The 26,556-nt window shown below is 61.2% G+C and carries 19 protein-coding genes and 1 pseudogene; 10 read left to right on the forward strand and 10 right to left on the reverse strand.

Going from position 1 to position 26,556, the window contains the following annotated elements:
* Positions 1 to 83: 83 nt before the first annotated feature.
* The 8 genes and pseudogenes from N3J91_04445 (at position 84) to N3J91_04480 (ending at position 9,394) form a co-directional block, all read left to right on the forward strand.
* Positions 84 to 1,622 carry a roadblock/LC7 domain-containing protein gene (locus N3J91_04445; protein MCX8155690.1) on the forward strand — a complete coding sequence of 513 codons (1,539 nt, stop codon included), beginning with the start codon at positions 84 to 86 and terminating at the stop codon, positions 1,620 to 1,622.
* Between the two features lie 12 nt (positions 1,623 to 1,634).
* Positions 1,635 to 2,252 carry an ADP-ribosylation factor-like protein gene (locus N3J91_04450; protein MCX8155691.1) on the forward strand — a complete coding sequence of 206 codons (618 nt, stop codon included), beginning with the start codon at positions 1,635 to 1,637 and terminating at the stop codon, positions 2,250 to 2,252.
* Between the two features lies 1 nt (position 2,253).
* Positions 2,254 to 2,553: pseudogene (locus N3J91_04455) on the forward strand (roadblock/LC7 domain-containing protein).
* A 255-nt stretch (positions 2,554 to 2,808) separates the two neighbouring features.
* Entirely contained in the window at positions 2,809 to 3,048 is a 240-nt protein-coding gene (locus N3J91_04460) for a CDGSH iron-sulfur domain-containing protein (protein ID MCX8155692.1), read from the forward strand.
* 257 nt (positions 3,049 to 3,305) lie between these two features.
* Positions 3,306 to 5,831, forward strand: a complete 2,526-nt coding sequence (locus N3J91_04465; GenBank protein ID MCX8155693.1) for a DUF294 nucleotidyltransferase-like domain-containing protein — start codon at positions 3,306 to 3,308, stop codon at positions 5,829 to 5,831.
* A 5-nt stretch (positions 5,832 to 5,836) separates the two neighbouring features.
* Positions 5,837 to 6,634 carry a metallophosphoesterase gene (locus tag N3J91_04470; protein ID MCX8155694.1) on the forward strand — a complete coding sequence of 266 codons (798 nt, stop codon included), beginning with the start codon at positions 5,837 to 5,839 and terminating at the stop codon, positions 6,632 to 6,634.
* A 552-nt stretch (positions 6,635 to 7,186) separates the two neighbouring features.
* Positions 7,187 to 7,456 carry a DUF485 domain-containing protein gene (locus N3J91_04475; protein MCX8155695.1) on the forward strand — a complete coding sequence of 90 codons (270 nt, stop codon included), beginning with the start codon at positions 7,187 to 7,189 and terminating at the stop codon, positions 7,454 to 7,456.
* A gap of 15 nt (positions 7,457 to 7,471) precedes the next feature.
* Complete coding sequence (locus tag N3J91_04480) at positions 7,472 to 9,394, forward strand: cation acetate symporter (protein ID MCX8155696.1); 1,923 nt, start codon at positions 7,472 to 7,474, stop codon at positions 9,392 to 9,394.
* A 203-nt stretch (positions 9,395 to 9,597) separates the two neighbouring features.
* Here the strand turns inward: N3J91_04480 and queG are convergent, their stop codons facing one another.
* The 7 genes from queG to N3J91_04515 all read right to left on the reverse strand — a co-directional run bounded on the left by queG (position 9,598) and on the right by N3J91_04515 (position 18,344).
* On the reverse strand, positions 9,598 to 10,641 hold the full coding sequence (gene queG, locus N3J91_04485) for a tRNA epoxyqueuosine(34) reductase QueG (GenBank protein MCX8155697.1): 1,044 nt from the start codon (positions 10,639 to 10,641) through the stop codon (positions 9,598 to 9,600).
* A gap of 5 nt (positions 10,642 to 10,646) precedes the next feature.
* Positions 10,647 to 11,186 carry a shikimate kinase gene (locus N3J91_04490; protein ID MCX8155698.1) on the reverse strand — a complete coding sequence of 180 codons (540 nt, stop codon included), beginning with the start codon at positions 11,184 to 11,186 and terminating at the stop codon, positions 10,647 to 10,649.
* 38 nt (positions 11,187 to 11,224) lie between these two features.
* Positions 11,225 to 14,530: a DEAD/DEAH box helicase gene (locus N3J91_04495; GenBank protein ID MCX8155699.1), complete on the reverse strand. Its 3,306-nt coding sequence runs from the start codon at positions 14,528 to 14,530 to the stop codon at positions 11,225 to 11,227.
* Positions 14,531 to 14,704: 174 nt separating this feature from the next.
* Entirely contained in the window at positions 14,705 to 16,072 is a 1,368-nt protein-coding gene (locus N3J91_04500) for a PH domain-containing protein (GenBank protein ID MCX8155700.1), read from the reverse strand.
* 283 nt (positions 16,073 to 16,355) lie between these two features.
* Positions 16,356 to 16,673, reverse strand: coding sequence for a PH domain-containing protein (locus N3J91_04505; GenBank protein ID MCX8155701.1), 318 nt, complete (start codon positions 16,671 to 16,673; stop codon positions 16,356 to 16,358).
* Positions 16,674 to 16,928: 255 nt separating this feature from the next.
* Positions 16,929 to 17,819 carry a family 43 glycosylhydrolase gene (locus N3J91_04510; protein ID MCX8155702.1) on the reverse strand — a complete coding sequence of 297 codons (891 nt, stop codon included), beginning with the start codon at positions 17,817 to 17,819 and terminating at the stop codon, positions 16,929 to 16,931.
* Between the two features lie 180 nt (positions 17,820 to 17,999).
* Positions 18,000 to 18,344, reverse strand: a complete 345-nt coding sequence (locus tag N3J91_04515) for a histidine triad nucleotide-binding protein (protein ID MCX8155703.1) — start codon at positions 18,342 to 18,344, stop codon at positions 18,000 to 18,002.
* Between the two features lie 174 nt (positions 18,345 to 18,518).
* Here N3J91_04515 and N3J91_04520 point away from each other — a divergent pair, with 174 nt between their 5' ends.
* Positions 18,519 to 21,293, forward strand: a complete 2,775-nt coding sequence (locus tag N3J91_04520; GenBank protein ID MCX8155704.1) for a PAS domain S-box protein — start codon at positions 18,519 to 18,521, stop codon at positions 21,291 to 21,293.
* A 101-nt stretch (positions 21,294 to 21,394) separates the two neighbouring features.
* On the forward strand, positions 21,395 to 22,951 hold the full coding sequence (zwf, locus tag N3J91_04525; protein MCX8155705.1) for a glucose-6-phosphate dehydrogenase: 1,557 nt from the start codon (positions 21,395 to 21,397) through the stop codon (positions 22,949 to 22,951).
* A 32-nt stretch (positions 22,952 to 22,983) separates the two neighbouring features.
* Here the strand turns inward: zwf and N3J91_04530 are convergent, their stop codons facing one another.
* The 3 genes from N3J91_04530 to N3J91_04540 are packed head-to-tail and all read right to left on the reverse strand — an operon-like array spanning position 22,984 to position 26,534.
* Positions 22,984 to 23,757 carry a succinate dehydrogenase/fumarate reductase iron-sulfur subunit gene (locus N3J91_04530; GenBank protein ID MCX8155706.1) on the reverse strand — a complete coding sequence of 258 codons (774 nt, stop codon included), beginning with the start codon at positions 23,755 to 23,757 and terminating at the stop codon, positions 22,984 to 22,986.
* Between the two features lie 23 nt (positions 23,758 to 23,780).
* On the reverse strand, positions 23,781 to 25,697 hold the full coding sequence (locus tag N3J91_04535; protein MCX8155707.1) for a fumarate reductase/succinate dehydrogenase flavoprotein subunit: 1,917 nt from the start codon (positions 25,695 to 25,697) through the stop codon (positions 23,781 to 23,783).
* 21 nt (positions 25,698 to 25,718) lie between these two features.
* Positions 25,719 to 26,534: a succinate dehydrogenase cytochrome b subunit gene (locus N3J91_04540; protein ID MCX8155708.1), complete on the reverse strand. Its 816-nt coding sequence runs from the start codon at positions 26,532 to 26,534 to the stop codon at positions 25,719 to 25,721.
* Between the last annotated feature and the right edge of the window lie 22 nt (positions 26,535 to 26,556).

The following is a 26,556-nucleotide window of genomic DNA, read 5'->3' on the forward strand; positions in this document are numbered from 1 at the left end:
CTGCAACAGCGCCTGCGCCTTCGACTCCGGCTCCATCGAAGCCTGCCGCTCCCGCTCCCTCGCCAGCTCCGGCCCCGACAGCGGTGCGGACGCCGACAGGGGATGAACTGCCCATTCCGTTGCAGGCCATTGTCGAGAAGCTGCCGGCGTCACTGGCGCGCAAGGTGGCCAATCCCAATGAGGTGTTGCTACTTCCCAAGAAATTGGTGACGCAGCAATTGCCATCGGGGGCGGTGAGATTTGCGTTTGCCGATCTCCGGAAGTTGGCGCCGCCGGGGGCCTTACTGGAGGCGGGAGAAGAGGACCAAAAGATGGTGGAGATTCCGCTAAGTGAGATTCTGCCCAAGTTGTCCCCGACGGATTTTGGCCGCCGAACGGATCAAAAGGTGATTGAGATACCCGATGAGGTGGTGGGGTTGTTTGGTCCCAAAGGCGAGCCGGTAACGCCACCAAAGACGACGGTGATCGGAGTTGCGCCAGTCGAGACTCCAACCCAGAAACCCGCGCCTGCCCCTGCGGCACCGTCCAAACCAACAGCCTCGCCGCCGGCCAAGCCGGCGCCGGCGCCTGCGCCCGCGACCGCTCCGGCGGCAATCAAGGCTCCAGAGCCGCCGCCGGCCGCTCCACCACCGGCCCCCAAACCGGCGGAGCCGGCAGGTCCATTGAAGGTTTCCGCCGATTTATTGCAGCAGATGACGGCGGCAACAGCGGCTAAACCTGCTGCGCCGGCATCGGCGCCGGCGCCAGCTCCTGCCGCCGCACCTGCGGCCGCGCCGTCCGCGCCGCCGGGCATGGTGGCCGTGCCGGTGACGGCAGTCAGCGCCAACTGGCCGGATGCCATCAAAGCGGAGATACAACAGTTCAAGTTGGGTGAGGGCAGTCTCCTGGTGCCGGTGGGGGAAATGGAGAAGGCGTTGAAGAGCGGCAAGGTGGCTTTTAGTTGGAGCCAGTTGTTGTCCTGGACGAATCCCTCGCTGAAGACGACGCAGGGCAATGTGACGGTGGAGCTGGCGTTGAAGGTGGTGGCGCCGCTGTTCCTGGCGGTGAGCAAGTTGCCGGCGCCGAAGAAGAAAGTGGAGATCGATCCGAACATTCCCGACATGTTCGTTGGCAAAGGGGCCCCGGCGGCCGCGCCCGCGGCGGAAAGCGCGCCGGCCGCGCCCGCGGCACCGGCAGCCGCACCTGCTCCCGCGCCAGCAGTTGCGCCGGCGGCCGCTCCCAAACCAGCGCCCGCTCCGGCACCGGTGCCGGCGCCTGCACCCGCCAAGCCGGCGATTGCCGCGCGCACCCCGGCGGAAGCGGTGCAGGTGGCCATCAAACTGCCCGGGGTTGCCGGGGCGGTGGTGGCTTCGGAGGATGGATTGTCGGTGGCCGCGCAGGTCTTGCCGCCGCTGGCGGGGGACAAGGTGGCGGCCTTTGCGCCGCAACTTTTCCAGCGCACCGCGCAATATGCGAAGGATCTGGGGGCGGGCGCATTGGAGGGGCTTTCCTTCACTTGCAATGGGACGGCCTGGCGGGTGAGCAAGTGTGGGAAGGTGTATCTGGCGGTGGTCAGCCAGCCGCAGCGGGCGCTTCCGCTGGCGGAACTGGCGCAACTGGAACGCGAGCTGTCGAAAATGTAACTCAACAACACTATGGCGATCATCAATCAAGCCACGAAGGAGCTGCAGGTCAAAATCGTATATTATGGGCCGGCCAAATGTGGCAAGACCACCAATCTGGAGCAGGTGCATGCCAACGTGCAGGTGGCCAGCCCCGAGAACAAAGGGAAGATGGTCTCGCTGGCCACCAGTTCGGACCGCACGCTGTTTTTCGACTTCATGCCCCTGGAGGCGATGGCCATCAAGGGATACAAGACCAAATTCCAACTGTACACGGTGCCGGGCCAGGTGATCTACAACACCACCCGGCAGTTGGTGCTGCGCGGAGTGGATGGCATTGTGTTTGTGGCGGACAGCCAGTACGACAAGATGCAGGAGAACGTGGAGAGCTTTCAAAACCTGATTGACAACCTGAAATCGCTCAAACTCAACCTCGACGACATTCCGTACGTGTTGCAGTACAACAAGCGGGATTTGCCGAATGTGGCGCCGATCGAGTACATGGAGTTCCTGCTGAACAACCGCGACGTGCAGGTGCCGTCTTTTCCGGCAACGGCCACGAAATGCGAAGGGGTCTTTGAGACGATGAACATGATTGTGCGGATGCTGCTGCACAAGTTCATCAATTTGGGCGGGAAGAAGATTGCCTGATATGGGCTTTCCGCAACTGATCGAGGAGGATTTTCAGTGCCTGGATCAGGCGCTGAAAGACCTGCTCGGCAAAACAGAAGCCGAGGCAGCCCTCCTGGTCGAAAAAGCCGGTCATTTGATTCATCAGGCTGGCGAACAGAATGCCTTTCCCCCGGATGTGCTGGCGACGCTGGCCTCCAATTCCTTCAATGCGGTGCAGTTCATGGCCGGGTTGCTGAATGAAGACAAGTTTCCCGGCCTTTATCAACAGGGGGAGCGCTGCAGCACGCTGATGCTCAATGTGGATGAGCACTGCATGTTGGTGGTGATTTTCCGGGCCGACATCAGTGTGGGGGCGGTGCGGTACTATGCGCAGGAGACGGCCAAGACGATTGCGCAGCAAATCAAGGTGGCACAGGAGCGCGCGCCGTCGGTGAGTTTTGATTTGACGGATTTGAATGTGTCGGATGTGCAGGCTTTGTTTCGCCGCAAGGACGAGCCTGCGGCGCCAGCGCCCGCCGCTGAAGCGGCGCCGGAGAGCGCCGTGGCGGCTGACCCACCGGAACCGGAGACGCCTATGGAACCCCTCATGGCCAAACGTGGCCCCTACATTGTTTCGCTGAATGCCGGCACGCATTGGTGGTGTGCTTGTGGACGTTCCCAAAGCCAGCCGTTTTGTGATGGAGCGCACAAGGGCACGGGATTGAAGCCGCTGGCCGTGGAAGTGACAGAAACCAAGCGCGTAGCGCTGTGCGGCTGCAAACACACGCACAACCCGCCGTATTGCGACGGCACCCACGCCAAGCTGCCAGCCTGAGCACGGCGAAACAACGCCCGGGTGGGGATGCCGGGCGCGGAGCAAGGCTCCAGATTACAACGTCCGGCGACTTCCCCGGAAGGCAATTCCAAAGGGCCTGAGTCTGGTCAGGGGCATTTATAGCCGGGAGGGGGATGGGTGCCAAGGCGGGGGATGGTCATGGTTTTTGCATTGGCCTAGAGGCACAAGGGCCTTTAAGATAACGGAGTGGTGGGCAGGCAGATTGCCCGGCGCAACAGCCTTCCCGCGTGTGTCCCATGCAAGTCCATCCCACAGGCCCGCGAGCGCAGCCGCACTGGCAAAGCTTTTTTCTTCACATTGTTTCGCCGGCCATTTTAACGCTGGCCCTGTTTCTGGTTCTGATCTTTGGCGTGATCATTCCCACCATGCGCAAGAACATCATCGAGCGCAAAAAGGAAATGATCCGGGAGCTGACGCATGCGGCGTGGAGCGAGCTGGCGGGGATGTACGAGCAGGAGCGGCTGGGGGTGTTGACACGGGAAGCGGCGCAGCAGGCGGCCATCAGCCGGATTCAGAACATGCGGTACGGGGAGGATGGGAAAGATTACTTCTGGATATCGGATATGAAAACCCAGATGGTCATGCATCCGTACCGTCCGGATTTGAACGGCCAGAGCTTGCTGGAGTACGCCGATCCCACCGGCAAAAGACTGTTTGTGGAATACACGCGGGTGGTGGCACGGGAGGGGGCCGGCTATGTGGATTATTATTGGCAATGGAAAGATGATGAGTCGCGGGTGGTCCCGAAACTTTCGTATGTCAAGGGTTTTGCGCCCTGGGGATGGATTGTCGGGACCGGCATTTATTTGGAGGACGTGCGGGCGGAGATCCGGCAGGTTACGCGCCGGGTGCTGCAGATATCGGTGGGCATCGCCGTGATCATTGCGGGTTTGCTGGCCTATATCAGCCAGCAGAGCTTGAACATGGAGCGACAACGGCGCCGCGCCGAGCTGGCCCTGCGGCGTTCCGAGGAGAAATACCGCCTGTTGGTGGAGAGCGCTGCCGAGGGGGTCTTGCTTGTCCTGCAGGATCGGCCGGTCTTTGCCAATAAAACCCTGCTCAGCCGGCTCGAGTACACGGAGGAGGAGCTGACGCAACAGCCCCTGGAGGCGGTGCTGCAATTGCTGCCCAATGGCAGCGTGGACCGGGCGCGCGCAGAGCGACATGCCCGTTTAATCAACAAGCGGGGTGAGGCGGTGGATGTGCTGGTCACGGCCACGCCAGTCATCATGGGGGAGCAAACCGGCCAGATTTTAACCCTGAAAGACCTGGCGGCGCGCAAGCGGACGGAGGAAACGCTGGCGCGACTGGTGGCGGACCTGCAAAGTTTGTTGCCGCTGGCCACCCGTTCCATCAAGACAACGCCGTTGAAAATCAGCACGTGCAGCCTGGATACGCCCATATCCGCGGCGGCGGCGGCGATGACACGCAACCAGAGCAGCGCCATGCTGGTGCTGTCGCCGACGGGCGTTCCCATCGGCATTGTCACGGACCAGGACTTGCGCGCGCGGGTGCTGGCGGCCGGCTTGTCCGTGTCGCGGCCGGTGGCGGAGGTGATGAGCGCGCCGCTGGTGCGCATCGAGGAGCGGGCCCTGTTGTTTGAGGCCGCGCGCCTGATGTATGAGCGGCAGGTGCAGCATCTGGTGGTGGCGGATGCGACCGGGGCGGTGAAGGGGATATTGACCAGCGCCGAGGTGCTGCATGCGCAGCGGCATGCCATCGGGACGCTGCTGGGGGAAATTCAGGAGGCGCCCACGCCGGAAGCGCTCCGGGACAGCCGGGCCAAGCTGCCGGTGTTTGTCAAGGCGCTGCTGGAGAGCGGGGCGCGGGTGGAAAGTGTTACGCGCATCATGACGGCAGTATCGGATGCCGTCTTGAAACGGCTGATTGAACTGGCGGAGGCGCGGCTGGGGCCGGCGCCGGTGGCGTATGCGTTTGTGGTGCTGGGGAGCGAAGCGCGGGAGGAGCAAACCCTGGCCACCGATCAGGACAATGCCATCATCTACGCCGATGTGCCGCTCGAACGCAACGCAGCCGTGCAGCAATGGTTCCTGCGACTGGGCGAAACCGTCTGCGGCTGGCTGGATCTGGTGGGCTACCGGCGTTGCAAGGGGGAGGTGATGGCCTGCAATCCCAAATGGTGCCAGCCGCTCAGCCGGTGGCGCCAGTACTTCAGCGAGTGTGTGGCGGCCAATCGGCCGCAGGATCTGCTTGATGTGAATGTGTTTTTTGATTTTCGCTGCGTTTATGGGGAGGCCGCCCAGGTGCATCAACTGCGCGAGCATCTGCATCTGGAGCTGGAGGGGGAGCAGCGGCATGCCTTTTTCTTTCACCTGGCGGAAACCACCTTGCAATTCCGTGCGCCGCGCGGATTCTTTGGCAACATTCAACTGGAGAGGTCGGGCGAGCATCCACCCGCGTTTAACGTCAAGGCGGCGTTGATTCCGTTGGTGAACTTTGCGCGCATTTATGCGCTGCAGCGGCGGGTCGCGGAGACGAATACGCTGGAGCGCCTGCATCGGTTGCGGGATCTGGGGGTGTTGCTGCCCGGCAGTCACGATGAACTGGTGCAGGCTTACACCGCCCTGATGCAGATGCGGCTGGCGCATCAGGCGGCCCAGATTGGGCGCGGCGAGCCGCCGGACAATTTTCTGCCGCTGGAGGAGCTGACGCAAATCGAGCGGTCGGTGTTGAAAAAAATATTTGCCGACATTGCCGTGTTCCAGGCGCGGTTGCAAACGGACTTTGCCAGGACGACTTGAGGATTATGCGGGTGTTGATTGTAGGAGATGTCCACGGCCGCCATCACCTGCTGGCCGAGGGACTGCGGCAGGCGCAGGCGGAATACCGCATTGCAGCGGCCATCCAGGTGGGAGATTTCGGCTTTTATGGGCCGTGGATGCAACAGGCCCATCTGGAGGGGCTGCGCTTTCCGGTGCCGTTGCATGTGATTGACGGCAATCACGAGGATCATCAGTGGTTGCAGCGCGCCCTGGCCGCGGGGGCCGAGCAGGAGTGGCGGACAGAAATGAACCTGCATTATCAACGGCGGCCTTCGGTGACCCGGCTGGGTTCCAGCACGGTGGGATTTCTGGGGGGGGCGCTGCACGTGGACCGCCCGCAGAAGCACAATTGGTTGAGCGGCTGGCCGAATTATATTCTTCCCGCGCAACGCGAGCGGGCGGCAGAGCTGTTCAATCAGCATCAACCGGAGCTTATTGTGACCCATTCCTGTCCCTCGCGCATCGGCATCGGCCTGGCCACGTCGGACGAACTGCAGCCGGAGGTGGCGCAGCACATCACGGCAGCCGGTTTTGACGCCGGCCCGCCGGATGATTGTGGAGACGTGGAGCTGCGGCAATTATGGCTGAGCTTGCAATATCGTCCGCGCGCCTGGGTGTTTGGGCATTTTCATCGGGACCACCAAAGGGTGGTGGAGGGCACGCAATTCGTATGCGTGGGCAGTGATCTCAGCTCCCGCAAGCGTCAATTGGTGCTGTGGGACACCGAGGAGAAGCGCCTATTGCTCTGTCCGTCCGATCCGAGTGACGCGGGGGACTGGTAAAGGGGCAGACCTGAGGGGGCGGGATTGGGTTGCGTCTGAAGCGTTTAATAATATATATGAATAATGCTAATTATAAATGAATAATTTATAAGATAATATATTATATTTCTCTTGCTTAAAGCATGATTTTTCCGCCATGCTTTGCCTGCATGCCCCGCAGGAATGAAGTCAACGGTTTCATGGTGGCCGGTCTGACAGGCTGGTGGTCGGGGGCTTTACGGCACTGGCAAGAGATATGCCTCAACAATCCTTAAACGCTGCTTCCTGCCACAATCGTGCTTCATTATGGGCTGGGGCAATGTTGACGTGCACCAACAGCCTACCCCGTTCATCCGGGGGTGGTGGGACCTGTAGGGGGCGCCGACGGATCTGCGGCATGGCTCAGGGGCGTCTTGGGTCGTGTGGCGGACGGCGGGAGGCGACTGGGACGATTTAACGGGCGGGCGCGCGAATAGATGGGTGAAACCATGAACCAACAAACCAGCGGCCCTATGCGCTGTTTAGTGCCCGGGCAGCGCAGTGGGGCGGCAAAAACCAATAACAGACCCAACTATGGCAGGACTGGATTTCAAAGCTCCTCAAGCTAAAGAACAGGAAGACGCAGCGGTGGTGGCGTATAATTCCCGCATGGGGGTGCTGCTGTTTTTTGTGTATGTGCTGTTTTATGGAGGTTTCATGGCATTGAGCGCCTTTGCGCCGGAAGTGATGAGCCGGCCATTTTTGCGCGGGGTGAATCTGGCGGTGGTGTATGGGTTTGCGCTGATCCTGGCCGCGCTGGTGCTGGCGTTGGTCTATATGAAGGTGTGCCGTAAGAGCAAATAAGGAGGAGGAGCTGCCATGATTCACGAGACTTCCTGGATAGCGGTGGTGGTGTTCCTGGTTTTTGCCGGCGTTGTGCTGGGCATTAGTTTTTATCTAGGCTCCCGCGCCAAGTCCGCCAGCGGCTATTTTGCCGCGGGAGGCGGCATTCATTGGGCGGTGAACGGGGTGGCCTTCGCGGGAGACTATTTGTCCGCCGCTTCCTTTCTCGGCATTTGCGGCATGATTGCGTTTTTTGGGTACGATGGATTTTTGTATTCCATCGGGTATCTGGCGGGGTGGATTGTGGCGTTGTTCATCATTGCGGAGCCGCTGAAACGGCTGGGGCGGTTCACTTTTGCCGACGCGCTGGACAATAAGTTCAACTCCCGCGGCATCAAACTGGCGGCGGGCATCAGCACGCTGGTGGTAAGTTGTTTCTATCTGATTCCGCAAATGGTGGGCGCCGGGGCGCTGGTGCAACCGTTGTTGGGCTTTCCTCATTTTGTGGGGGTGGTGGTGGTAGGCTCGGTGGTGACGCTGATTGTCATGACCGCCGGCATGGTTTCGACGACCTGGGTGCAGTTCATCAAGGGGACCATGCTGGTTTTGCTGTGCGCCTTTATTACGGTGCTGATTTTATTTCGCGGCGTGACGACCAAACCCACGGACGCGGACGGGAGGCCGCTGCCCCTGTTGAAACGCAACGTGCCGGCGGCTGAAGTCATCAACGCGCCGGGGAATACCGTCCTGCCGCCGGAAGGGGGATGGGAGGGAAAGCCGTATGTGCGGGTAAGAAACGCGGCGGGGGTGGTTTCTGTGTGGCGCAAGGAGGGCGATTTATTATCTGAAACACAAACCATTACCGTGTTGAAAGATGGCCGCAAACTGGTCAACGGCCTGCCGCGGGGGAAGAAGGAGGGCGAGGCGGATCTGAAGCCGGTGGGCTATGCCTCACGACTGCCCGGCGGGGTGGAGAAAACGGGGCCACTGGGGCCGTTCGCCTTTTTGCGCACCATGCAGGACAGCGAGGTGATCTTGTGGAGTTCAGAAAAAATCGTCGAAGCCAACGGCGGCAGCACCACCGTTTATTATCAGCGGCCCACTGAGGGCAAAGATTTCATGGCGCCCGGCTCCAGCCCGACGTTCAGGAAGGTGCGGGGCGAGAAACTGACCGACAAACTGGATTTTCTTTCGTTGATGCTGGCCCTGTTTTGCGGCACGGCCTCACTGCCACACATTCTGATACGTTACTACACCGTCAAGGATCAGTTGAGCGCCCGTAAAAGCACGGTGGTGGGGATTGCAGCCATTGGTTGTTTCTACGTCCTGACGTTGTTTCTGGGGCTGGGCGCCATGACCAGCGGGACGCTGGACGTTACGGACTCCAACATGTCAGCGCCGTTGTTGGCGCGGAGTTTCAATGAGTTTTTGTTTGCGGTGCTGTCCGCGGTGGCGTTTACCACGGTGCTGGGGACGGTTAGCGGGTTGATCATGGCAGCCAGCGGGGCTGTGGCGCATGATTTGATGACCCATGTGTTCAAGATGAAGCTCGATGAGTTTCAAAAGGTGCGGGCGGCCAAGGTGGCCGCGCTGGCGGTGGGTTTGCTGGCCATCTGTCTGGGGATTTTATTTGCCCGCATGAATGTCAATTTTCTGGTGGGGTGGGCGTTCAACATTGCGGCGTCAGCCAACCTGCCGGCGCTGGTCATGCTGCTGTTCTGGAAGCGTACCACCAAGCAGGGCATTACGGCGGCGATCATCGTGGGCATGTTGTCTTCGCTGGCATGGATCCTCCTGAGCGCCCAAGCGTACAAGGATGTCTATGGTTTGGATCCGGCCCGCGCGATTGTGCCATTCAGCCAGCCGGCCATTGTGACCATCCCGCTGGGCTTTCTGGTGTTGGTGGTGGTTTCCTTGCTGACGGCCAAATCGCCTGAGCCATCCAAAGCCACTGCCTGAACCGGCTGATGGCAAATGAGCGGTGATCAGCGTGCGTGCGTCCAAAAACCCTGCCGCGCGCGGGCCATACCCTAAAGGCCGTTGGCTCCCTTCAAGTTGTCCTTAAGCCAGGACGGACTGGTTTTGTCCAAGGTAAAAGGGCATTTGATGATGAGGGGTAGGCGGACTTGTCCCCGATAAAGTCAAGCCGCGTTGTTCGCAGATTAAGGAACAGATTGGGCGGATTGAAGGCGGTGGATGGCCCAGCGGGCGTGTTCGGCAATCAGCGGCTCAGGGTCTTGGGCGGCCCTTGCCAGTTCAGGCAGGGCGGCGGCGTTGCCCAGGTTGCCCAAGGCCACGCAGACATTGCGGAGCAGGCCCCGGCGTTTGGCGCGCTGGAGGGGGGTGCCATGAAATTTCTGGCGAAATCCATTTTCGTCGAGCCGCAGCAGCTCCAGCAGGTCGGGGGCTTGCAAGTCAGGGCGGGCCCATTGGCGCAGAAGTGGGGAAGCATCACCGGCAAAACGGTTCCAGGGGCAGACCTCGAGGCAATCATCACAGCCAAATATGCGTGTTCCGATGAGCGGTCTGAACTCCTCCGGGATGGCCCCTTTTAGCTCGATGGTGAGATAGGAGATACAGCGTCGGGCGTCGAGGGTAAAGGGGGCGGTGATGGCGCGGGTGGGACAGGCAGCCAGGCAACGCGTGCAGGTGCCGCAACGGTTGCGCTCGGGTTCGTCGGGCGGGAGGGCGGCGGTGGTCAGGATTTCTCCGAGGAGGAGCCAGTTGCCGTGGTGGCGGTTGATGAGCTGGGTGTGTTTGCCAATGAAGCCGATGCCGGCACGCTGGGCCAGGGCGCGTTCCAGGATGGGGCCGGTATCCACGTACCAGAGGCTGCGGGCGCCGGGCCCGGCGTGGTGGTCCAGATAGGCGGCCAGTTGAGCCAGTTTATCACCCATCACCTGATGGTAATCAGGGCCGCGGGCATAGCGGGCAATAAAGCCGGAGGAAGCAGAGCTTGACGAAGGTGGAGCAGGGTAGGCGGCGGCCACACAAACCACGCTGCGCACGCCGGGGAGGACGGCTGCAAGGTTCTCGCGTTTGGGCAGGGAGCGGGCCATCCATTGCATCTCCCCGTGCCGGCCGTCTGCCAGCCATTGGCGCAAATGGTGTTCGGGGTCGGGGGAGTCGGCCTGGGTTACGCGGCAGAGAGAGAAGCCGAGCTGACGGGCCAAATCCTGCAGAGCCGTTTTGAGGGAGTGAGACATGGCGGTCATCCGCCGCTGGCCTGCCGGTTTAGAAACTCATGCAGGATGTGTTGCACGATTTCGCGGGAGGGCCGTCCGTCTGAGGAAATCAGAAGGTCTGCCCGGCGATAAAAGGGTTCACGTTGGGCCAGCAACTCACGGATGCGCGCGAGGGGGTCAGGATGTTGGAGGAGCGGGCGATGCGAGTTGTGGCGGACGCGCTCAAAGATGGTTTCGGGAGAGGCCCAGAGGCAAACGAGATAGGCGTGCTGGCGGAGCCGTTCGAGATTATCGTCATGGCAGGGCAGACCCCCGCCGGTGGCGATGACGGTGCGCTGGCGTTTGGCCAGGTCGGCCACCAGTTGTTGTTCCAGGGCGCGGAAGTGGGCTTCGCCGGACTGGCTGAAGATTTCAGGGATGGATTTGCCGGCGGCGTTTTCGATCCATTGGTCGGTATCCAGGAATTCATAGCCCAACTGCGCAGCCAACAGGCGGCCGATGGTGGTTTTGCCGGTGCCCATGAAACCGATGAGCGCCAGGTTGGTGATGTTGCGCAAGGCGGTCACAGCATAAAGATAGTGCAGGTGGGCGGCGACTGCAGCCCTTAGTCTTCGCGGAAGAGGTATTCCAAGTCGGCCTGGGTGAGGCTGCGGGTAAAGCCTTCTTCGCCCAGGACATCGGCAATGGTCTGGGCCTTGCGTTGTTGCAGGTCCCAGATTTTTTCCTCCACGGTGCCGGGGCTGATCAGGCGGTAAGCGTTGACGGTGCGGGTCTGGCCGATGCGGTGCGAGCGATCAATGGCCTGGGCTTCAACGGCCGGGTTCCACCAGGGATCATAAAGGATGACGTAGCTGGCGGTGGTGAGGTTGAGGCCCGTGCCGGCGGCCCGCAAACTGAGCAGGAAGACCGAGGCCTTGGGGTCGTTTTGGAAGGCCTGGACGACGGCCTGGCGTTCTTTGGTTTCCCCGGTGAGGATGTGGGTGGGGATGCCGCGCTGCTGGCACTCTTTTTCCAGCAGCCGCAGCATTTGCACAAATTGCGAGAAGAGCAGCACTTTGTGGTTCTGGGCCAGGAGAGGTTCCAGCAGTTCAAAGAGGGTTTCCGTTTTGCCGGAGGGCGAGTCGTTGCCCACCAGCGCGGGATGGCAGCAGATTTGGCGCAGGCGCGTGAGGGCGGCCAAGACGTGCATTTTGCTCTTGTTGAGGCCCTTCTCGGCGACGATCTGCGAGATTTGCTCGCGGCTGCGGCGCAGTTCGGCCAGGTACAATTTGCGCTGCTGTTCGCCGAGTTCGCAGTCGCGGCGCTCCTCGATGCGGTCCGGCAGGTCTTTGGCGACCTGTTGTTTAAGCCGCCGGATCATGATAGGGCGCAGGCGGGCTGAAAGACGGCGGCGGGCGATGCGAAGCTGGGTCAGGGCTTCTTCACCGTCGCCGGAAACTTTAGGCTCATACAGCTCATGGAAATGTTCCTGGGTGCCGAGGTAGCCGGGCTGGATGAAGTCGGTGATGCTCCAGAGGTCGAGCAGACGGTTTTCCAAGGGCGTGCCGGTGAGGGCCAGGCGCTGGTCGGCTTTAAGTTCCTTCACGGACTGGGTGACCTGGGCGGTAGGGTTCTTGATGAATTGGGCTTCGTCCAGGATGACGGCCCGGAAGGAGAACTTGGCCAGCTCGGCCAGGTCGCGGCGGAGCAGGGCATAATTGGTGACAATCAGGTCGTAGTGCGGGATTTGTTTGCGCAGATTATGGCGGGCCTGACCGCTTTCCAGCACCAGGACGCGCATGTCGGGCACGAATTTTTCGGCCTCCCGCCGCCAGTTGTGGAGCACGGAGGCAGGACAGATGACCAGGGAGGGCTTGGGGTTTTTGTGATGCTCATGCTTCAGCCACGCCAGCCAGGCGAGCGTCTGGAGGGTTTTGCCCAGGCCCATGTCATCCGCCAGAATGCCGCCGAGTTTGAGGCGGGTGAGATGGCAGAGGAAATCAAAGCCCTCTTTTTGGTAGGGACGCAATTCGGCTTTGACATTGGGCGGAAGGGGCACGGAAGGAATGCCTTTGAAGTTGGCCAGGCGCTGGCGCAAGGTGCGCATCTCTGGCGTGTCGGCAAAACGGCCGAGTTCGGCAGGGTCGAGGTGGGCGGCCTGCTCCAAGCCGACTTTTTGCTCGATGGGGCTTAAATCTTCCAGCCCCAAATCCGCCATGACCTCGTGGGCCTGGGCGAGGGCTTCGGTGTTAAGCTCCACCCAGCCGGCATCGGGCAGTTTGACAAAGCGGCTGGTGGCGGCGGCCAGGCGTTCGAGGTCGGCCCGGGTCAGGCGCATGCCTTCAGCCTCCCATTCGGCGGAGACGCTGAGCCAGTCAATGCCGCTGCCCTTGACGATGAGTTTGGGCCGCAGGAGCTTGGGCTGAATGAAGAGGCGCTGAAAGGCCGGATTCCCCAGATATTCGGCCTCTTTGGGGCGGCTGGGCCAGATGGCGGCCAGGGTGCCAAGAAAAGTTTCATTGGCATCACCCACCCATAAACCGGGTTCGGGGGTAAACCAGTCAAGGCGGCGGAGCCATTGCGTGGCGGCATCCAGGCGTGGATCTTCGAGGACTTGGGGGTGAGTGGCAGAGGAAGAGGGAGTGGAGCCGTTGCCGTTGTCAGCGTGGTTTAATGGCTGCCACTCCTGGCCTGTCCAATGCCATTGACTGCCGTCGCGCTCGCTAATGGCCAGAAGCTGCAGGCGCACGGTGTCGCCCTGCAGTTCAAAGACAAAGCGGGGGCGGGCACGATGCGTGATGCAGATTTCATCCCAATTGATGGCGCCGTGCACGTCCTGGCGGCGCAAATGAAGGCGGAGCCGCGCCCCCAGCTTGGTAATGGGGATGCCCGCCTGGGAGCTCCAAAACTCCAGGAGTTCGGCGGGTGGCGGGTTGCGCATGAGGTAGAAGCGATGGCCGACCAGCAGGAGCCTTGGATGGCCGGCGAAGAAGCGGGCATCGCTTAGGGGGAGCTGGCGTCCATCGCTGAGTTTGATTTGATGATGCAACCACAGGTGTTGGTCATTTTCCTGCACCAGGGGTGTGACTTCGGCCATTTCGCCAAAGAATTGCAACGGCTCGGGATGATCGGCCTGTTCAAGGCGGCGGGTGTGTCCCCATTGGACCAACCAGAGCAGGAGGGAGGCGCCTTGCAGCTTGAGATATTCGGACTCCGGGTTTTCCTGTCCATGCTGGCCGGCAATCCATTGCACAAGCTGCCAGTCGTCCTGGGAAAAAAGTTCGCGCTCGGTCTGGTTACGGGTGCTGAGTTCCAGGATTTCACCCAGTTGGCGGTTTTTGACGCCAGAGCGTGGGCGGTAAAGATTCAAAAAAAGGCGCAATTCATGCAGGTAGGGGGTGTCGGCCAGGGGGGTGACGGAACAGAGCAGGCGCAGGGTGGCGCGGGGGGCATCCAAATGCTCAGGGGGAGGCGGGATGAGCCACTGTTCCAGGATGCGCAGGTATTGTTGTTCACGTTCCGCCTGGTCGCGCTCGGCCAGGCGTTGGTAGTTGGCAAAGGGGGCCAGTTCGGAGGGCAGCGAGCGGCCGGTGCGGAGGAAGAGAAAGGCCAGCTCCTCCAAACGGTTCTGGCCGTGATTGGCCAGCATGCGCGGCCACCAGTCACCGTCGGCAAAATCCTTGCGGGAGAGGGAGAGTTTTTCAAAGTAATCCTCGAGCAACAGCCAGGCGCGCTGGGAGTCATTGCAGCGGGAGAACAACTCGAGGATTTCTCTGCGTTCTGCGACACGCTCCTTGGAATCGGTCAATTCACGGCGCAAATCAGCCAGGGCACCATAGGTTTGTTCCAATACGCGGTGGTGGGCGTCGTACTTGGCCGTGCCGGCTGAGTAACGGGGCGCCCTTCCGCCTTTTTTGCTCGTTCTTGCCATGTTCCAGCTCCGTCTCGCCAAACCCGCCGAGGGGTTTGGTAATACTTAATGATGCCACAATGAATGGCCAATTCGGTCAACAGAAAAGTGAAAAACCGGGCGGAAGTTACCTGTAGCGTGTGACCCCGGAGCATAAGGGGGTGCCGCAGTGGAGGTTGAGGCGCCCGGAACGGGTTACCAGCGGTAGCGTAGAGCCGAAGCTTTGCGGGCAAGGGTGCGGGCCAGGTGCAAGGCTTGGGTGGCGGGGACGTTATGGAGGTGGGGGCCGCCGCCGGTGGAGGTTTGGCCGGCTGAATCCAAGCGGATGCTGGCCACGCCGTGCCACCGGTCCAGCGGGGTTTGGTGGACGATGATGGCCTGGGTGTTGCGGACAGGCACGATCCAGGTCTTGCGACTGAGCCAGCCCTGGCGGCTCCAGAAGAAATACTCGCCGAGACGGTATCCCAAATGTCGGTAGGCCTGGACATTAAGCCAATAGACGAAGGGAAGCAGGCCCAACAGCCACAGGCCCATCCAGCTTTGCCAGGCGAGACAGGCGGCGGCGGTTAACAGGAGCACCATCCAGGCGCCTTTGAGGGTACCGCGCCGGATGGCCCGGGGGGAAACACGCTGCCAAGGAGTTTCTGGTTCATCGCCAAGGGCGGGCAACACGGCCGGGAGCAAGGGTTCAATGGCAGAGCGTTTTAGGACGGGCACCAAGACGTCGTGGCCGCTTTTGCCCTCTTCTCCCTCCTGGGGGGTGCTGCCAGCGGTGTCGGCGCGCAAAGTGGCCAGTCCGAGACAGCGACGCAGCCAGGGTTCATCAATGCGGAGCACTTGAATGCGGCGGCGGGGCAGGCTGGAAATGCGGCGAGTGAACAAGCCATAGCTGCGGCGCAAATCCTCGCCATAACGGCTCAGGGTGAAGCCGTAAAAGAGCGTAATGGAGCCGGCGACGGAGAAGATGAGGCCGATGGTTAAAAGTCCCAAGGCCAGCGCCAGGGCGCCTGTCCAGGAAAATCCTGCTGCGGGGTTGGCCGCCTGGTTAACCGATTGTTCCAGGAAGCGGCCCAGTTGCTCATAAACGCTTTCGGGCAGCAGATCATCGAGCTGTTGCCAGATCACCAGCAGCACCACCAGGGCCGAAGCGATGTAATTGGAGGTCAGGCCCGCGCGGACCAGATCACCGAGGGTGAGCCGGCATAAGATTTCTTCAGCGGCAGGGGGCATGCTCGTTGAAGCATCAGTCGTCGCGGCGGTGGCCGGCAGGGCACGCCCGGCATGTTCGAGGATGAGGAGGCGGAGTTTCTCGGCCTCGGCGGAGGAGAGCACAGAGAGATTGGCCTCGGCCCCCTGGCCGCCGGCGGTTTCAATTTGAAGTTCGACGACGCCGAGAAGGCGTTGGAGGAGGGATTGCTCGATGCGCACGTCTTGGACACGAGCAAGGGGGATTTTGCGTTCCAGGCGTCCCACGAGGCCCTGGGTGGTAATCAACTCGTAGGGGGTGATGCGGTAGGAAAAAGTGAAATAACGAATGAGAGAGTAAGTAAGCGACAACCCCATCATTAAAGCGATCCAGAAAAAGAAAGCGCCCTCGGTGCGCCGTCCCAGGAAAAGAACAATAACCAGGGGAATAAGGAAACTGCGAATGGCCTGCCCGACGGTGAGCAAGAGGGTGAAGGGGTGCAGGCGTCCCTCCACCAGGGCAGCCAGGGAGGTGGCGGGTTGGGGGGCCGAGGCCGCAGGCAGTGGCGGGGGAATAACGGGTGAGGGAGAATAGACCGGCGGCGGCACCCCGGGCAGAATGGGAGGTGGCTTGGGAGGAGGTGGGTTTGGATTTTCTGGATCAGACGCCATCGTCTCCTCCTTTGGCTACCAGCTCGTCGCGAAGGCGGGCAGCCTGGCCCGCGTCCAACCCCGGAATAACCAGCACGGCATCGTGGGTGCCGGCGGTATGCAGGGAGAGGGTGGCCAGTCCCAGAGATCGTTCCAGCGGGCCGGAGTGCAGGTCCACGTGTTGCAAGCGGGAGAGCGGAAGCAGTTGGATTGTTTTCCACCAGATGCCAAAATGGATTTCCAGGACGGTGCCATCGAGCCGATATCCCCAGTTGGCGTAGGCACGCGGTGGATACCAAAAGAACAGGAACAGACGCAAGGCAAGCATGGCACCCAACAGGAGGACGGCGAGGGGCAGGGAAATGACCCGATTCCAGGCGAGCACGGCCACGGCGAGGAGGGTGGCCGCCAGCCAGAAGGCGCTGTTGATGGCCTGGCTGATTTGCCAGAGGCGGATGACGCGCGGATCGAGTTTTTGCAGGGCGAGGTCGCGCTGTTCAGGAATGGTATCCACGAGCAAACTTTGGCGCAAAAGCGGGAGGGTGAAAACGAAAAATGCTAGAACTGGGGGGATACGCCGGGCTTAGGGCGACATGGGGAAACGCCTGGAGTGAGGCAGAAGCCGAGGCCGAAAATCGTCCCAAAGGACTTCCACGGCCGAGATCATCCAGGTGCGGCCACGATCGGGATTGCCTTGAAAAAAGAGGTAAGTGTGGCCGTCCGGGTCTTCAAAAATGCCTGGATGTCCACTTTCGCTGTGGTTCCAGGAGCCCGGTGGGCCATGGGCCAGGAAGGGCTGGGTAGCAAGCCGTGTCCACTGCACGCCGTCGCGACTGGTGGCGACGCCAATTTGCTGAGGGTCATTGTTATAGCCGCCGGCATAGAACATGACGAACGTATCGCCGCGGAGGGTGACGGAGGGGGCCTCGATGCAGCGCGTCTCCCAGGGCAGTTCCGGGCGTAAAATGGGGCCGTGGCCCTGGAGTTTCCAAGCTGCGCGGCTTATGGCGTTGCTGAGGCTGGCGGTGGCCACTCCCAACATCTGGGTGCGCCCGGAGGGGTCGCGGGTGGCAAAATAGAGCCACCATTGGTTTTGCCAAATGAATGGCTCAGCATCGATCGCCCGACCATTGTTCCAGTCGCCCGTGGGCCGAAAAATGGGATTATCGGGGTGGCGTTGGAAGTGAAGGCCATCCTTGGAGGAGGCATAACAGATGGCATCACGCGGGCCGTTGCCGTAGGTCTGGTAGAACAGGTGGACCTGGCCATTCCACACGCGGGCGGCGGGGGCGCAAAGGCCATTTTGGTCGCATTCCTGGGCGGGCCATAGCTCGGCCACTTTGCGCCACTTTATCAGGTCCTGGCTTTCGGCAATGCCCACGCTCCAACCACGAGGAGCATTGGTGGGCGCCAGCTCGGCGGCAAAGGGCGGCAGCGAGTAATACATGAGATAGCGTCCGCCGAAATGGATCACACAAGGGTCCTTGGCATAAGGCCGGCCCAGGCGGGAATCATCGCTGAACCAGAATGGTGGCAATGGCGGGACAGCAGACGCGGGGCAGGGCCGCGGAGCAAGGCACAAAGTGGCCCCCATGGCTGCCCATGCGGCAACCTGATGCCCCAAATGCCTGAGGTTCATGTATCGGCCCATGGCTTAGCCGGGAGGCCAGCGCATGTGCCGTCCGCCCAGGATGTGGACATGAAGGTGGGGTACGGATTCGCCTCCTTCGGCGCCGTTGTTGATGACGAGACGGTAGCCGCGCTGGTCAAGGCCGGCGCGGCGGGCGACTTCCGCGGCTTTGAGGAGGAGGTGTCCCAAAAGGGACTGATCCTCGGGCGTGGCTTCGTTGAGGCGGGGGATCGGCTTGCGTGGTACGATGAGGATGTGAGTGGGGGCCTGCGGGTGAATATCTTTGAAGGCCACCACCTGGTCATCTTCGTAAACGATGTCCGCAGGGATTTCGCGGGCGGCGATTTTTTCAAAAATGGTTTTGCTCATAGCAGAATGTGATGCTGCTGACCCACGCGGTTTAGGATAGGCCAACGCACTGGAGCGTGCAAGGACATCCGGGCAAGGGAGGAGATGGCTTGCTTTTAGCGGCGGAATGAGGCAAGGTCAGAAGCGTGATTCCGGTACACAGGCGCCAGACAGGCCGGGCCAAAGGTTGACGGCATGTTTTTCCCGGGTGGCAGCTCCATTCAGCGCAAATTAACGCTGATCATCACCTTGAGCAGCGTGGGGGCGCTGTTATTGGCAGCGGTGGCGCTGGTCATCTATCTGAACAATCAGGCGCGGACGGCGCTGGTGCAGCAACTGCAGACGCATGCGCGGTTCATCGGCAACAGCAGCATCGCGGCGCTGGTGGCGGAGGATCCGGGGGTGGTGCGGGATTTGATGGACAGCCTCAAGGTGGACCGGCGGTTCATTGCGGCGTGCATCTATACCAGGGACGGGCGGACTTTTGCCACCTACACCCGGGGGGATGTGCATGGCTACAGTTTTCCGAAACAACCGCTGAGTGGGTCGGTATGGTTTGATCCGGATGGAGTGGCAGTGGCGGAGGCCGTGCTATTCCAGAACGAGCCCAAGGGGGTGGTGTACCTTAAGGGTGAGCCTGCCCGCGTGGCGCCGGAGTTTTGGAAGGTGCTGGGTGGGGTGTTGGGGGCGTTGACCTTGTTGGTGGCGCTGGTGGCGCTGCGTGTTCAGCGGTTGATTTCCCAGCCCATTCTGGATCTGGCGCGGGTGGCCAATGAGGTGGCGGCCCACCAGAATTATTCCCTGCGGGCCATCAAAAGCAGTGATGATGATTTGGGGCACTTGGTGGGCAGTTTCAATTGGATGCTCACGCAAATCCAGGCCCGGGAGCAGGAGCTGCAGAAAGCCCGGGACGAGCTGGAGCAACGGGTGGCGGAACGGACGGCCGCGCTGGTGCAGGCCAATGAATTGCTGCGCAAGGAGAATCTGGAGCGGCAACGGGCGGATGAGGCGCTGCGCAACTCGCAGCAGAAGCTGCTGATGCATGTGCAGCAGACGCCCTTGGGGGTGATAGACTGGAATCTGGAGTTTCAGGCCATCAATTGGAATCCCTCGGCGGAGCGGATATTCGGGTACACCGAGAGCGAGGCGATTGGGAAGAACGGGGCGGACTTGATCTTTCCGGAAAGTGCGCGGCCCAACGTGAAGCGATTGTGGGAGGATTTGCTGGCAGGGCGTGGGGGCAAGCGGGTGGTGCATGAAAACCGGACCAAGACGGGGGCCACGATCATTTGCGAATGGTTTAACACGCCGCTGGTGACCATTGACGGGCGCGTGGTGGGGGTGTCGTCGCTGGTGCTGGATGTGACGCACCGGCAGCAGGCGGAGGAGGCCCTGCGGCGGTCGGAGGAACTGTTCAGCAAGGCGTTTCGTGCCAGTCCGCAGGCCATCAGCATAGCCACGCTGTTGGGGGGGCAGTTTGTGGATGTGAACGACAGTTTTCTGGCGTTGTTTGGCTACCGGCGGGAGGAGGTCATCGGCCACACGATGCAGGAGCTGGGGATGTGGGAAAAGCCGCAGGATCGGCTGAAATTGTTTCAGCGCCTGCAGGAGGCACGGCGTTTCCGCGAGGAATTATGCCTGTTTCGGAGCAAGGACGGCAGCAGCCGTAAGGCGCTGGTGTCGGCGGAATTGATCAATTTGGGGACGGAGCCCTGCACGTTGTTCATTTATCATGACATCACGGAGCGGCTCAGTTTGGAGGAGCAGTTGCGGCAGTCGCAAAAGATGGAGGCGGTGGGGCGCCTGGCGGCGGGGGTGGCGCATGATTTCAACAACATTCTGACGATTATTCAGGGGCATACGGCGTTGTTGTTGCGCAAGACTTCGCTGCCGCCGCCGCAACTGGAGTCGCTCAAGCAGGTGGCGGGGGCGGCGGAGCGGGCGGCCAACCTGGTGCGGCAATTGCTGGCGTTCAGCCGGCGGCAGGTGATGCAGACCAAGACGCTGGATTTGAATGAGACGGTGCAGAACATGGGGCGGATGTTGAACCGGATGCTAGGCGAGGATGTGGTGCTGGAGTTTCAGTGTGCGCCGGAGCTGCCACCGATTGTGGCGGATGTGGGGATGATGGAGCAGGTGATTCTGAATTTGGTGGTCAACGCCCGGGACGCCATGCCCCTGGGAGGGCATGTGCTGATTGCCACGGCGGTGGTTAACGTCAATCCTGAAGCCAGCCGGCGGCATCCGGACGCGCGGCCGGGCCAGTTTGCGCGTTTGAGCGTGAAGGACACCGGTTCGGGGATTGACCCGTCCATTTTGCCGCGGATTTTTGAGCCGTTCTTCACCACCAAGGAGGTGGGCAAGGGGACGGGGCTGGGATTGTCCATGGTGTATGGGATTGTCAAGCAACACCAGGGGTGGATTGAAGTGGAGAGCGAACTGGGGCGGGGGACTACTTTTCACATTTTTCTGCCGTTTGCACCGGCGGCGACCCCGGTGGGCGGCGAGACCAGGGCTGGAGAAGAGGCGCTGGACGGGCATGAGACGATCATGGTGGTGGAGGACGAGGCGGCCTTGCGGGAGCTGGTGCGGACGGTTTTGGAATTCCATGGCTACAAAGTCATCACGGCTTCCAACGGAGTGGAGGGGCTGCGCGTGTGGGAGGAACACCAGGGCCAGGTGGACTTGCTGGTCACCGACATGGTGATGCCGGAAGGCATCAGCGGGCGGGTGCTGGCGGAACGCCTGCAAAGCCGGAAACCTGATCTGAAGGTGATTTTTTCGAGTGGATACAGCCTGGATCTGTTTTCCAAAGATTTTACGCTGCGGGAGGGATTTAATTTCCTGGCCAAGCCCTACCATCCCACGACGCTGGCGCGGGCGGTGCGGGCGTGCCTGGATGGGCAGCCTTTGCCGCCGGAATGCAGTCCCAAAGCGGCGTCGCTGGGGCCGGCGCGTCCGGGGGCCTAAACGGGCCCTCGGAGCAATTGCCCGGGATTCCAAGGCAGGAAGAAGGCAGAATTACAGCGAGGATTTGCGCCTTTCACTGGGGAGAGGCAATTTATCAGCCTATGATGCAATCAGCCAACGAGGATGCATATAGTTGTCAGTTGGACAGCGGCCGCAAGGTGGACACCCCATGCACGGTGGTGATTTTTGGGGCCAGCGGCGATTTGACGGCGCGCAAGCTCATCCCGGCCCTGTATCACCTCTATGCTGAAGGACGGCTTCCCGAGCCGTTTCAGGTCATTGGGGTGGCGCGAAGGCCCAAAAACCATGAAACCTGGCGAGAGGAATTGCGGGCGGCCTTGGAGCGTTTTTCCCGCACGGGTGCGCCGTCGGCCGAGCGCTGGCAGGCCTTTGCCGGGCGGGTGTTTTATTGCGAAGGAGATTTTAACCAGGCACAGACCTATGCACGCCTGAAGGAGATGTTGGCGAAGTCACCGGTGGAGGCCCTGCGGCGGAATCTGTTGTTTTATCTGGCGGTGGCGCCCAGCCAATTTGGCGAGGTCAGCCAGCATTTGCATGAGGCCGGATTGTTGCAACGGATGGGGGATTCAGGCGGCTGGCAGCGGCTGTTGGTGGAGAAGCCCTTTGGGCATGATTTACGCAGCGCCCGTGAATTGAATCATCATTTGCTGCGGCTGGTGGATGAGCAGCAAATATTCCGGATTGACCATTACCTGGGCAAGGAGACGGTGCAGAACATTTTGATGTTCCGGTTCAGCAACTCGATATTTGAGCAGCTTTGGAATCGGCAACTGGTGGATCACGTGCAGATCACCGTCAGCGAACAGCAGGGGGTGGGCGATCGGGGAGGGTTTTACGAGGAGGCGGGGGCGTTGCGCGACATCGGGCAGAACCACTTATTGCAGGTGCTGGCCCTGGTGGCCATGGAGCCGCCGGTGACGCTGGAGAGTGAGGCGGTGCGCAATGAGAAGGTGAAGCTGCTCAAATCCATACGCCCCATCACAGCGGCACAGGCGGCGACGCAGGCGGTGCGGGGGCAGTATTTTGCCGGCACCATTGAAGGGCAGCCCGTGCCGGGGTACCGGCAGGAGGCCCGCGTCAAACCGGATTCCAACGTGGAGACGTTCATGGCCTTGAAACTGCACATAGACAACTGGCGGTGGTCGGGGGTGCCGTTTTACTTGCGCAGTGGCAAGCGGCTGCCGTTGAGCGCCAGCGAAGTGCGGGTGCAGTTTCGGCCCGCCCCCAATGTGCTCTTTGCGGCGCAGTGCGGGCCGCAATTGGATGTGAATGCGATCACGCTGCGCCTGCAGCCCCATGAGGGGATCAGCCTGCGGTTCAATGGCAAGGTGCCAGGCTCAAGCCTGCGGGTGCGGCCGGTGCGCATGCATTTCAGTTACAACACGGAGTTCGGGGCCTATACGCCGGAGGCTTATGAGCGGTTGTTGCTCGAGGCCATGGCCGGAGATGCCACTTTGTTCATCCGCAGCGACGAAGTGGAGGCGGCATGGAGCCTGGTGGATCCCATCCGCCAGGCGTGGGCGGCGCCGTTGTCGAACCGCGAATTCTATGCCGCAGGCACGTGGGGCCCGGTGGCGGCAGAGGAGCTTATGGCGCGGGATGGGCGCGAGTGGCGGAATCCGCAGCCGGTGGCCTGAGGACGAGGCCCGAGGCCGGGGGCCTTGACTTTTCAGCCAGCGCCCTGAGCCGACTGGGGCGGATCTCCTTTGAGCAGGGCCACGGCGAAATCCCGATTAAGCCGCGCAATGAAATCGAGGCTGATGTTCTTGGGGCAAACGGCCTCGCAGGAGCCGGTCACGGTACAGGCGCCGAAGCCGGCTTCATCCATGGCTTCCACCATGGCCTTGGCGCGACGGTAGCGCTCAGGCTGGCCCTGGGGCAGGAGGCCCAGGTGGGAGACCTTGGCCGCCACAAAGAGCATGGCGCTGGCGTTTTTGCAGGCGGCCACACAGGCCCCGCAGCCAATACAGGCGGCTGCATCCATGGCGCGATCTGCATTCTCTTTGGGCACAGGGATGCTGTTGGCATCGGGGGCGCTGCCGGTGCGGACGGAGATGAAGCCGCCGGCCTGCATGATTTTGTCGAAGGCCTTGCGGTTGACCACGAGGTCCTTGATGACGGGGAAAGGCCGGGCGCGGAAAGGCTCGACGATGATGGTTTCCCCATCTTTGAAACTGCGCATGTAAGTCTGGCAGGTGGCCACGCCGCGATGCGGGCCGTGGGGTTTGCCATTGATGACCAGCGAGCAGGTGCCACAGATGCCTTCGCGGCAGTCGTGATCAAACGCGATCGGCTCCTGGCCTTTGAGGGTGAGGTCCTCATTGACCACGTCCATCATCTCCAGAAAGGACATGTTGGGGTTCAGCTCCGGCGTTTCGTAAATCTCGAAGGCGCCGGGGGCGTCGCTGTTTTTCTGCCGCCAAACCTTGAGTTTAACTTTCATAGAACGATCGTGCCGTAGTAAAATTACTTGTAACTGCGCGTGCCCATTTTGACTTCCTCGTACACCAGCGGCTCGGTGTGGCGCACCGGCGGTTTATTGGGGCCTTGATATTCCCAGACGGCCACATGGGCGAAGTTCACATCGTCGCGTTTGCACTCGCCGTCTTCGTACTGGTATTCCTCGCGGAAATGACCGCCGCAGGACTCGCGGCGTTCCAAGGCGTCCAGGCACATCAGCTCGGCCAGTTCCATATAATCGGCCACCCGGCCGGCGCGTTCCAGCGCCTGATTGAGGTTGTTGTCTTCACCGGGCACATTGACATTTTTCCAATACTCCTCGCGGAGGGCGGGAATGAGCTGGAGGGCCTTCTTAAGTCCGGCCTCATTGCGGGCCATGCCGCAGTATTCCCACATGATGTTGCCCAGTTCCTTGTGGAAGGAGTGCACCGTGCGCTTGCCTTTGGCGGCCAGCAGCCGTTTGATGATCCAGCGGACGTTTTCCTCAGCCTCCTGAAAGGCCATGTGCGAGGTGGCGGGGCGTTTGCCCGGGTCCTGGGTGGCCAGGTAGTTGCCGATGGTATAGGGAATGACGAAGTAGCCATCGGCCAGGCCCTGCATGAGGGCGCTGGCGCCCAGGCGGTTGGCTCCGTGGTCGGAGAAATTGGCCTCGCCCAAAACGAACAATCCGGGAATGGTGCTCATGAGGTGGTAGTCCACCCACAGGCCGCCCATGGTGTAATGGACGGCCGGATAAATGCGCATGGGAACCTGGTAGGCATCTTCGTTGGTAATTTCGTGATAGATGTCGAAAAGGTTGCCGTAACGCTCGCGCACTTTTTCGATTCCCAGCCGTTTGATGGCGTCGCTGAAGTCCAGGTACACCCCCCGGCCGGTTTCGCCCACCCCGCGGCCTTCGTCGCACACGCGCTTGGCGGCGCGGGAGGAGACGTCGCGTGGGGCGAGGTTGCCGAAGCTGGGGTAGATGCGCTCAAGGAAGTAATCGCGCTCCTCCTCGGGGATTTGATTGGGGGGACGCTTGTCGCCCGCCTTTTTCGGCACCCAGATGCGGCCGTCGTTGCGGAGGGACTCGCTCATCAGGGTAAGCTTGCTTTGGTAATCGCCGGTGACGGGGATGCAGGTGGGATGGATTTGGGTGAAGCAGGGGTTGCCAAAGCCTGCGCCGCGTTTGTAGGCGCGCCAGATGGCGGTGGCATTGGACTGGCGGGCGTAGGTGGTGAGGTTGAAGACGTTGCCGTAGCCGCCGGTGGCCAGGACGACCGCATCGGCGTTGTGGCGGCTGATTTCGCCGGTGATAAGATTGCGGACGATGATGCCCTTGGCCTGGCCGTCCACCACCACCAGGTCAAGCATTTCGCAATGGGTAAAGGATTGGACTGTGCCGGCGGCAATCTGGCGGACCAAGGCAGAGTAGGCCCCCAGGAGGAGCTGCTGACCGGTCTGGCCGCGGGCGTAGAACGTGCGCGAGACCTGGGCGCCGCCAAAGGAGCGATTGTCCAGCAGCCCGCCGTATTCCCGGGCAAATGGCACACCCTGGGCCACGCATTGGTCAATGATGTTTACGCTGACCTGGGCCAGGCGGTACACGTTGGCCTCGCGGGCGCGGAAATCGCCGCCCTTGAGGGTGTCGTAGAAAAGCCGGTACACCGAGTCACCATCGTTTTGATAATTTTTAGCGGCGTTGATGCCACCCTGGGCGGCGATGGAATGCGCGCGGCGGGGGCTGTCATGATAGACAAAGTTTTTAACCTTGTACCCCAGCTCGCCGAGGGTGGCGGCGGCCGATGCCCCGGCCAGACCAGCGCCGACGACGATGATTTCGTATTTACGCTTGTTGGCCGGGTTGACCAGCTTGTTTTCAAACTTGCACTTGTCCCATTTCAGCGCCAGCGGGCCTGAGGGAATGCGGGAATCGAGTTTCATGTTACGTCAAAGGGTTGGGCTTCATTTTGCCGGGGGCAGCGGCGGGACCTGGGCAGGGGCCGGCAGGCTTTTGGATGACACGGCTTGGGTCACGGCCTCCTCCAGGTGTGCCCTGCCGAGACCCAGAAGCACCGCGGCCGGAATGGAAAGGTAACCGATCAACAGGAGCAAGGCGATGGCTTTGGCGGCTTTTTCGATCAGGGGGCTGTACACGTGATTGCGAAAGCCCAGGGATTGAAACATGGCGGCGATGCCGTGGCTCAAGTGCAGGCAGAGCAGGCTTACGCCGATGGCGTAGCAGAGGGAAATCCAGGGGTTGCGGAAACCGGCGATCATCATGGCGTACACATCGGGACGGGTTTCGCCGGTAAGCAGCCGTTCCTTCAAATCCTGGAACTTGATGGGGGCCACCGGCCCATCGGCTTTCACCACGCTGAGCGGGTCAATTTTGACGGTGTAGTGCAGCAGGTGGAAAATGATGAACGCGGCCACCACCAGGCCGCCGACCAGCATGGTGCGCGACGCCAAACTGGCGGCCAACGGCGGCTGGCCGTGAGCGTAGTCCACTGGACGAGCGGCGCGGTTCTCCAACGTCAGGCGGATGGCCGAGATGACATGGAGCACCACCATGCCCAGCAGGAACAGGCGCACCGGCCAGAGCAGCTCCACGTTGCTTTGCAGGAAATGGGCGTAACGGTTGATGGCTTCCGGGCCGAGAAAAATCTGGAGGTTGCCGATCATGTGGCCGATGACAAACAACACCAGCACCACGCCGGAAAGGGCCATCAGGTATTTCTTCCCCAAAGAGGAATTCCAAATGCGCAATACCAGGTTCATGAAACAAAATTATGTCATTGAG

The sequence above is a fragment of the Verrucomicrobiia bacterium genome (genome assembly GCA_026414565.1).
GTDB lineage: Bacteria > Verrucomicrobiota > Verrucomicrobiia > Limisphaerales > Fontisphaeraceae > Fontisphaera.